The sequence below is a fragment of the Acidithiobacillus sp. TH-A36 genome, assembly GCF_057473445.1.
Map to the genome: position 1 here is coordinate 1 of NZ_JBYCKP010000043.1, position 7,087 is coordinate 7,087.

Genomic DNA, 7,087 nt, shown 5'->3' on the forward strand with positions numbered 1-7,087 from the left:
AACTGGGTGAGTAGCCAGAAACCGAATTCATAACAGGCGAAAAAAAACGGTATGATAGTCAACGGACCCGTGACCACCCAGGGCATAACCCAGCCGATGGGAATGTAGGCTCTCCGCCAGAGGCAGAGCAAAGTGATGCTGAGCAAATGTCCAAAAAATGGCAGGCTTCCAATAAAAGTTCCAATGGCGGCAGCACGGGCGACGCTATGGCGGTGCGGGTGCCAGAGCACCGGGCGTGCCAGATAATGGGTAAAACGTCCGAGGGGACGTTTTTTGAGGATTTCCTCACGGGTGGGAAGGCGGACAAATGCGGGTAGGCGCAATGGGATATTTCCACAACAATATTCGCCCTAGTGTAGCCAAGCTCTTGCCTGGAACCAAATCCTGGCCGTCTTTGGTTCTGGTGGTGCTGGCTGCCGGTCTGGGAATGGGGTTTTTTCACAGTTTTCGGCAGTTACCCCCGCTGTGGATTTCCTTGCTCTTATGTCTTGTGTCATTGCCCTTTGCCTGGAAATGGCGACATGGGGTGCTGTTGACTCTGGCTGCTGCGGCCTTCTCTTGGGGAATCTGGCAGGCTGAGTCGCGCCTGGCTGTGCATTGGACCAGCGCCCGGACTTTTTCGGTGGAGGGACGCATCAGCTCCATTCCCCAACTGGGCGGGCGCGATTATCGCTTTCAACTGACTCCCGAGCGTTGGTCGGGCGATTCTCCTGCCGGAAAACATCCCGCCATTTTGCAGATTCACGGATCCCTTCCCGAACTGCCGGTGGTTGGTCAGCGTTGGCATTTGCAATTGCAGAGTGAAGCACTCAGCACTTTGCCCAAGAGTCCCTTTGCGGATCTTGACCGTAAGCGCTTCTGGGAGGGTATTGGGGGCGTGGCACGGATCGAGAATGCCCGACTGCTGCCCCCTTCTTTGTGGAATCCGGGTGATCAGATTGCTGCTGCCCGCCAGGCCGTGCTGCAGGCGACCAACATGGCCCTGGACCATGAGTCCGGCGGATTCGTCCAGGCCCTCAGCGTGGGGGTGGGTAACCAGCTTTCCCCGGAAATCTGGCAGGTTTACCGGGATACGGGTACGGCCCATCTGCTGGTGATTTCCGGTTCGCATGTGGCGGTAGTCGCTGGTCTGATTTTGTGGCTGGTACAATGGGGCTGGCGGCGTATCCCCTGGCTGGTAACGCGTTGGCCGGCACAAACGGCGGGGGTGATCGCCAGTATTCCGGCCGCCTGGGCTTACGCCAGTTTTGCGGGCATGCAGATTCCCGGTGAACGCGCCGCCTGGATGATCAGCGCAGCGGCAATAGCCTGGTTGCTGGGCAGGTCACATCAGGCCTGGCAGGGCCTGGCTCTGGCGGCTCTGCTTATTGTTTTAGGGAACCCCGGAGCTATGGTGGATGTCGGTTTCTGGCTCTCTCTGGGCGCGGTAGCGGCCTTGGTGGCGGTGGGCTATGGGGAAGGAGGCTGGCGCACCCTGCTGCGCAGTCAATGGGCGGTATTTATTGGCTTGCTGCCGATCCTGGCGGGTCTTTTCGGGCAGATTTCACTGGTTTCGCCGCTGGCCAATATTCTGGTGATTCCTATGGTCGAGTTGCTGGCGGTTCCGCTTGCCTTGTTGGGAACCTTTCTGGCGCTGCTGGATATGGAGTTGCTGAGCCGGATACTTTTTCGCCTGGTGGCTGTGCAGATGGACGGGATTACGGCGCTGCTCAGAGCCTTGCTCCAGATTCCTTTTGCCCAGGTACATACCGGCACTGGACGGATCTGGGCTTTACTGGCTGCGACAGCCGGACTCAGCATTTTCTTTCTACCCAAAGGTTGGCCCGGTCGCCCTCTGGCATTACTTGGACTGGTGCCGCTTCTGGTGCCTGCGGAAGGGAATACGAATTTTGAGCTGCGCAATCTCCCGGTACAATCCGGTATGGTCCTGTTTTGGCAAAAAGCCCAGCATAGCGGCGTGGTGACGGCCAATCTCTGGAAATCTGCTACGCGGCGTGAAGCCGGCCAGGCCCTTGCGGCAGTTTTGCAGCAAAAAGGACTGACCCGGGTCTCGGACTGGGTGCGCACCGATATTTCCACACCCTTGCCCGCCCTATCGGCAATACATCAGTGGGGGCCGCCGGGCGCAAGGAACTACCCGCAAAACCCCGGACTGCTTTCTGTTTGTCGCAAGGATGCCCCCAATCCGCCTGCGGGTGTGCATTTTGTGGATTTGGGTAAAGCTGTCCAGCCCTGTGTGCTGGCTTGGGGAAGCGGTCCTGATCTGCTGATTCTGGGAGACATGGATTTGGCTACGCTACAGCGCCTCGGAAAAGTTGGGTCTTCGTCTTTTCGGCAGGTAAAACTGGCTTTCGCGCCAGCCAGTTTCGCGACTGCAGATCGGGCTTTTCTGGCCGGGCTCATGCCCAATGCAGCCATTCACTATGCGGGGGACGACCCATCCGGGATATGGTCCTGGCAAAACCGGCATTTTGTTCAATCTGTTTCTCCAGTGCGGGCTTACTGGCAAATAGAGGATTGAAAAATCAGATTGCTGCCACTGCCGTTTGTCGGGTCTTGTGCTATATTCCTGCTTCGTCCAATCTGATTGAAAGCTGGAGGCGGTGTGCAGGAGTTGCTGCAGTTATTTAAACTGGGTGGTTTTGTTCTTCCCCTTCTGATTCTGCTGGCCGTCATCGCCCTGGCGATTATCGGAAACCGTTTCTGGGTCCTGCGTAAGGCCCGCATTGCGCCTAAGGATCTCGCCCCCCGGGTCACTGATCTGGTGGAGTCGGGAAAAGTGCAGCAAGCCGTCAAGCTGCTCTATGAAAACGATACCCCATTGGCGCGGCTGATGCTGGTAGCCTTGCAACAGGCAGGGCAATCCCGGGATGCCATCAAGGAAACCGTCGAAGAAAGTGGTCGGCAGGAAGTCGCCCATCTCGACCGTTTCCTGAATTTTCTGGGCAGTATTGCCGGGGTTTCGCCCCTGCTGGGTTTGCTGGGCACGGTTTTCGGCATCATGCATGCCTTCGCGGCCATTGGCATGGTCGGGGCGGGTGATCCCAAGGCCCTGGCCAGCGGCATTGCCGAGGCGCTTATTACCACCGCCAGCGGTCTTATTGTCGCCATCCCCAGCCTGATGTTCTATCGCTATTTCAAGGGACAGGTCGATGGAATGGTCCTCGCCATAGAAAAAGAAGCCCTGAAAGTGGTGAACACCCTTTCCGGAGGAGCAGGAAAATGAACCTGCGCCCGCGCATCAATGAAGAGCCCGACATCAATGTGGTGTCCATGGTCGACATCGTGCTGGTGCTGCTGCTTTTTTTTATGGTGACCAGCAGTTTTGAGCATCAATCCCATTTATCCATGCAATTACCCAAAGCCCAGCAGGCCGCCGCCGGTTTGCCGAAAACGCCCATCACCATTGATCTCAGCGCCAGTGGACAGGTGCAGATGGACAAGCAGCCCGTGCCCATGGCGGATTTGCTGGGACGCCTCAAGGCTCTTGCGACAAAAGATCCGCAACGCGTGATTGTGTTGCGTGCGGATAAAAACACCACGCAGCAATATGTGATTGATGTGCTGGATGCGGCCCAGGAAGCGGGGCTGACCCGGATCAGTTTTGCCACTTTGAGTAATCGCTGAGCAGTGCGGCTGGAAGGGAGTTCCCTGCGTTTGGTTGCCCGACTGGCGGCCTGTCTGATCAGGGGCATATCTGCGACTTTGCGCTGGGAAGAGGTTGGCGATGCCCGGGTGCGGCAACTGATTGTTGCTGGAAAACCTTTTATTCTGGCCTTCTGGCATGGGCGCGGGGTGATGATTACGGAAGCTTACCGACGGGTGGGTGGCCGTGATATTGATGTGCTCATCAGCGAACATCGGGACGGTGAATTCATTGCCATGACCCTGGCTTACTGGGGATATTCCGCCATACGCGGCTCAACGCGGCGGGGGGCAGTGAGGGGGGGCAGGGGGATGCTCAGGGCTGCTCTGAGTGGGCGTACGCTGGCCATCACTCCCGATGGGCCCAGAGGCCCCCGCGAAGTGCTGCAGAAGGGGGTCATTGATCTCGCGCGCATTTCCGGCTTGCCGATTATCCCGGTGAGCTATTCGGCGCGGCGAGCCAGGCGTTTTTCCAGTTGGGATGGTTTTTTGCTGCCCCGCTTGGCAACCCGCATTGTCGTTACCTGGGGTGAGGCGCTGTATATTCCCCGGGATGCCGACGATCTTCTCCAAACCGAGCTGCAGAAGCAACTGGAAACAGACATGATTAATTTGCGCAAACAGGCCGACACGTTGGTGGGCCGTGAGTATGATTAAATTATGAGCTATTACGAAAATGGTTTGTTGCGCGGCCGCTGGGCAAGTTGGCAGGATGCCCGTGCCGGTCGCAGAGGACAGGCCAATGCGCGCTGGGGCTGGATTAAAGCTCCCGGTGAGCGCGGACCTATTCTCTGGATGCAGAGTTTCAGTGATCCCGACAATCAGCGGCTGGGTATTGAGCTGTCCAGAGCTATCGCCGAAAAACGCCGGGATCTGCGTATGGTCATGACTTTTGAAACGGAATATCCACAGTTATTGCAGCAGCATACCGAATCTCTGGAACGGCTGGGCTATGGTTTTGGGCCCTGCGATCATGCTCAGGCCGTGGAGCGCACTCTGGATAAACTCAAACCGCTGCGTTACCTGGCCTTGGGTCAGATACCGCGCAAGGGGCTGCAGGCTGCACTTGAGCGGCGACAAATCCCCAGCCTGCTCATGGCAGCTGATCCGCAAAACCTTGTGCCGACCCTGCTCGAAGCCGTATATCCCCGGGATGCGCAACAGGCAGAGCTATGGCAGGGTAAAATCAGCGCAGCGGTGCTGCAGGAACCGGTCGATTTTGCGACGCTTTTTACCATTGCCCAGGTCGACCCCAATTTCCGCAGCATGATCAGTGGTACGGATGAGGGATTGCTGTGGTGGGTGGAGGGGTTGACCGGAAAACAATGGCGGGACTGGCGCCAGGCCTGGGCGGCTTCGCCACTTTCTCGCCAGGGGTTGCTGTTTCTGGGTGGGGCTGAAAGGCCGGAAGACTTACCGCTGTTATCAAAATGGCGGCGCCAGCCCCTGCCTGCCGGTTCTGTTCTGGCTGTGGATGAAGACCGCTGGTATCCCGCCTTGGCGGCGGCTGCTCAGGCAGTGCATCTGCAGTCTGCCGCACCTTTCCTGCAGTGGCAGGTTTATGCGGGCTCCCGACCGGTGAGCGTGCATCCCGGAGTTGATCTCAATGCTGCCCGACAACTCGAAGCCGGTGCTGTGCAAGCCCTCAATAATCCCACTCAGGTGCTTCAGCACTGGCAGGATCTATATGCCGATGTGATGAGTGCGCGGCAACGCGGCGACGCAACCCGCCGGGTTTTCTGGCAGGAACGACGTCAGGCGGGAGAACGTCTTCCGGAATTTTTGCAGCGGGTTTTTGACTGGTGAGTTTCCGCCAGACCCTCGAACAGCAATGGCAGGAGGGTGGCTGGCTCGCCACGAGTTTACGGCCGCTGGGGATGCTGACGGGCGCGGTCGCCACCTGGCGGCGGCGTCATATCCATGGTCGGGAAGCAGATATTCAAACCATTGTGGTCGGCAACCTGAGTGTGGGCGGCAGTGGCAAGACGCCTTTGGTGGCAGCCCTGGCCCATTTACTGCGGCAGGCGGGATGGCAGGTTGCCATCATCAGTCGCGGTTATGGAGCGCATCCACCGCATTGGCCCTATCGGGTTCAGGCGCATGATTCTCCCGAGTGTGCCGGTGACGAACCACTGCTCCTGGCGCAACTGCAGAATCAAACCCAGGCGGTCTATATTTGTCCCGATCGTCACCAGGCCATTGCTGCAGCCGTAGCCGACGGTTTTGATCTGGCTTTGCTGGATGATGGTTTTCAACACCTCGCCCTGCATCCGGGCTTACGGCTGCTGGTGATGTCTGGAGCCCAGCCTTTTGGCAACGGCTACTGTCTTCCTGCTGGGCCGTTGCGCGAGCCCCGGGCGGCCCTGGCGGCGGCTGACGCCTTGCTGGTGGATGCTGCCGCAGCCACTGCCCTGGCGCAGACTGAATCTCCCCCCCAATTCGGTTTTCAGGTGCGTCCTCAGGATTTACAGGCGGTTGCGGATCCACAACGTATCCGCAGCCTGGACAGCCTGGCCGGAGAACGCTGGACGGCGGTGTCGGGAATAGCCCGTCCGCAACGCTTCGTGGATACCTTGGCTACTCTGGGGGTGGATGTAGATGCGGATGCCCGGTTTTTCCCGGATCATCACGTATTTACGCGGGCAGATCTGGAGGCGCTGTCTCGCCCCCTCGTCATGACCGAAAAAGATGCCGTAAAATGTCGGAAATTTGCGCAGCCTGACGATTGGGCTTTGCGGATTACCGCCGAACTGGCACCGGATTTCATGCCCTGGCTGGAAAGGGCGCTATCAAACTGGAGAAACCATGAGCATTGATCGTCGGTTGCTGGATTTGTTGGCTTGCCCCCAATGCAAAGGGAGTCTGCAACCTTGTGCACAGCGTCAGGCCCTGTGTTGCCCGCGTTGTCATCTGCAATATCCCATTCGCGATGATATTCCTGTTCTTTTACTGGATGAAGCCAAACCTTACGAGGATAAACCCGCATGAGTTTTTGTGTGCTTATTCCGGCGCGCCTGGCTTCTACGCGCCTGCCGCGCAAGGTCATGCTGGATGTCGGTGGTTTGCCCATGATTGAACAGGTACGGCGCCGGGCGCTCGAAAGTGGAGCTTCCCGGGTTGTTGTTGCCGCTGATCATCTGGAAATCGTTGAATGTATACAGAGCTACGATGGCGAAGCAGTACTGACGTCCACGGCCCATGTTTGCGGTACGGAACGTCTTGCCGAAGCTGCGCGTCTGCTGGAATTGCCTGCGGAGGCAATTATCGTCAATCTGCAGGGAGATGAGCCCGGCATGAATCCCGCACTTCTGCAGGCCACAGCTCAGCTATTGCTCGAAGATGCGGGCTTGCAGATGGCCACGGCTGCAGTTCCCATTGGGCACTGGGATGAACTCGCAGATCCGCATGTCGTGAAACTGATCCGCAATGATCTGGGCCATGC

At 58.1% G+C, this 7,087-nt stretch carries 9 protein-coding genes; 8 read left to right on the forward strand and 1 reads right to left on the reverse strand.

Annotated elements, in window-relative coordinates; all coding sequences use genetic code 11:
- The coding region (locus AC2VLY_RS01030; RefSeq protein ID WP_486921625.1) for a DUF2062 domain-containing protein at positions 1-323 on the reverse strand (323 nt) is incomplete at its 3' end.
- Between AC2VLY_RS01030 and AC2VLY_RS01035 the strand changes: the two genes are divergently transcribed.
- The 8 genes from AC2VLY_RS01035 to AC2VLY_RS01070 form a co-directional block, all read left to right on the forward strand.
- Entirely contained in the window at positions 308-2,521 is a 2,214-nt protein-coding gene (locus AC2VLY_RS01035; RefSeq protein WP_486921626.1) for a ComEC/Rec2 family competence protein, read from the forward strand. The two genes, AC2VLY_RS01030 and AC2VLY_RS01035, sit on opposite strands and share 16 nt — an antisense overlap.
- 84 nt (positions 2,522-2,605) lie before the next feature.
- The gene (locus AC2VLY_RS01040) at positions 2,606-3,226 is read left to right on the forward strand and encodes a MotA/TolQ/ExbB proton channel family protein (protein WP_010637155.1); all 621 of its coding nucleotides are present in this window, start codon (positions 2,606-2,608) and stop codon (positions 3,224-3,226) included.
- Positions 3,223-3,627 (forward strand): ExbD/TolR family protein, encoded by a 405-nt coding sequence (locus tag AC2VLY_RS01045; protein ID WP_486892215.1) that lies wholly within the window; start codon positions 3,223-3,225, stop codon positions 3,625-3,627. Before AC2VLY_RS01040 ends, AC2VLY_RS01045 begins: the two co-directional genes overlap by 4 nt.
- 30 nt (positions 3,628-3,657) lie before the next feature.
- A complete protein-coding gene (locus AC2VLY_RS01050; protein ID WP_227485544.1) occupies positions 3,658-4,302 on the forward strand; it encodes a lysophospholipid acyltransferase family protein in 645 nt (214 codons plus the stop codon).
- Positions 4,303-4,305: 3 nt separating this feature from the next.
- The gene (locus AC2VLY_RS01055) at positions 4,306-5,451 is read left to right on the forward strand and encodes a hypothetical protein (RefSeq protein ID WP_486921627.1); all 1,146 of its coding nucleotides are present in this window, start codon (positions 4,306-4,308) and stop codon (positions 5,449-5,451) included.
- Complete coding sequence (gene lpxK / locus AC2VLY_RS01060; RefSeq protein ID WP_486921628.1) at positions 5,448-6,461, forward strand: tetraacyldisaccharide 4'-kinase; 1,014 nt, start codon at positions 5,448-5,450, stop codon at positions 6,459-6,461. The genes AC2VLY_RS01055 and lpxK overlap by 4 nt, the downstream gene beginning before the upstream one ends.
- Positions 6,451-6,633 (forward strand): Trm112 family protein, encoded by a 183-nt coding sequence (locus tag AC2VLY_RS01065; RefSeq protein WP_024894835.1) that lies wholly within the window; start codon positions 6,451-6,453, stop codon positions 6,631-6,633. The genes lpxK and AC2VLY_RS01065 overlap by 11 nt, the downstream gene beginning before the upstream one ends.
- On the forward strand, positions 6,630-7,087 hold a 458-nt coding region (locus tag AC2VLY_RS01070), incomplete at its 3' end, for a cytidylyltransferase domain-containing protein (protein ID WP_486892213.1). The genes AC2VLY_RS01065 and AC2VLY_RS01070, both read left to right, overlap by 4 nt.

Bases quoted from the DNA above. Each gene is read 5' to 3' on its own strand.
- AC2VLY_RS01035 (WP_486921626.1), top strand. From the start codon at position 308: ATGCGGGTAGGCGCAATGGGATATTTCCACAACAATATTCGCCCTAGT.
- AC2VLY_RS01045 (WP_486892215.1), top strand. From the start codon at position 3,223: ATGAACCTGCGCCCGCGCATCAATGAAGAGCCCGACATCAATGTGGTG.
- AC2VLY_RS01055 (WP_486921627.1), top strand. From the start codon at position 4,306: ATGAGCTATTACGAAAATGGTTTGTTGCGCGGCCGCTGGGCAAGTTGG.
- AC2VLY_RS01065 (WP_024894835.1), top strand. From the start codon at position 6,451: ATGAGCATTGATCGTCGGTTGCTGGATTTGTTGGCTTGCCCCCAATGC.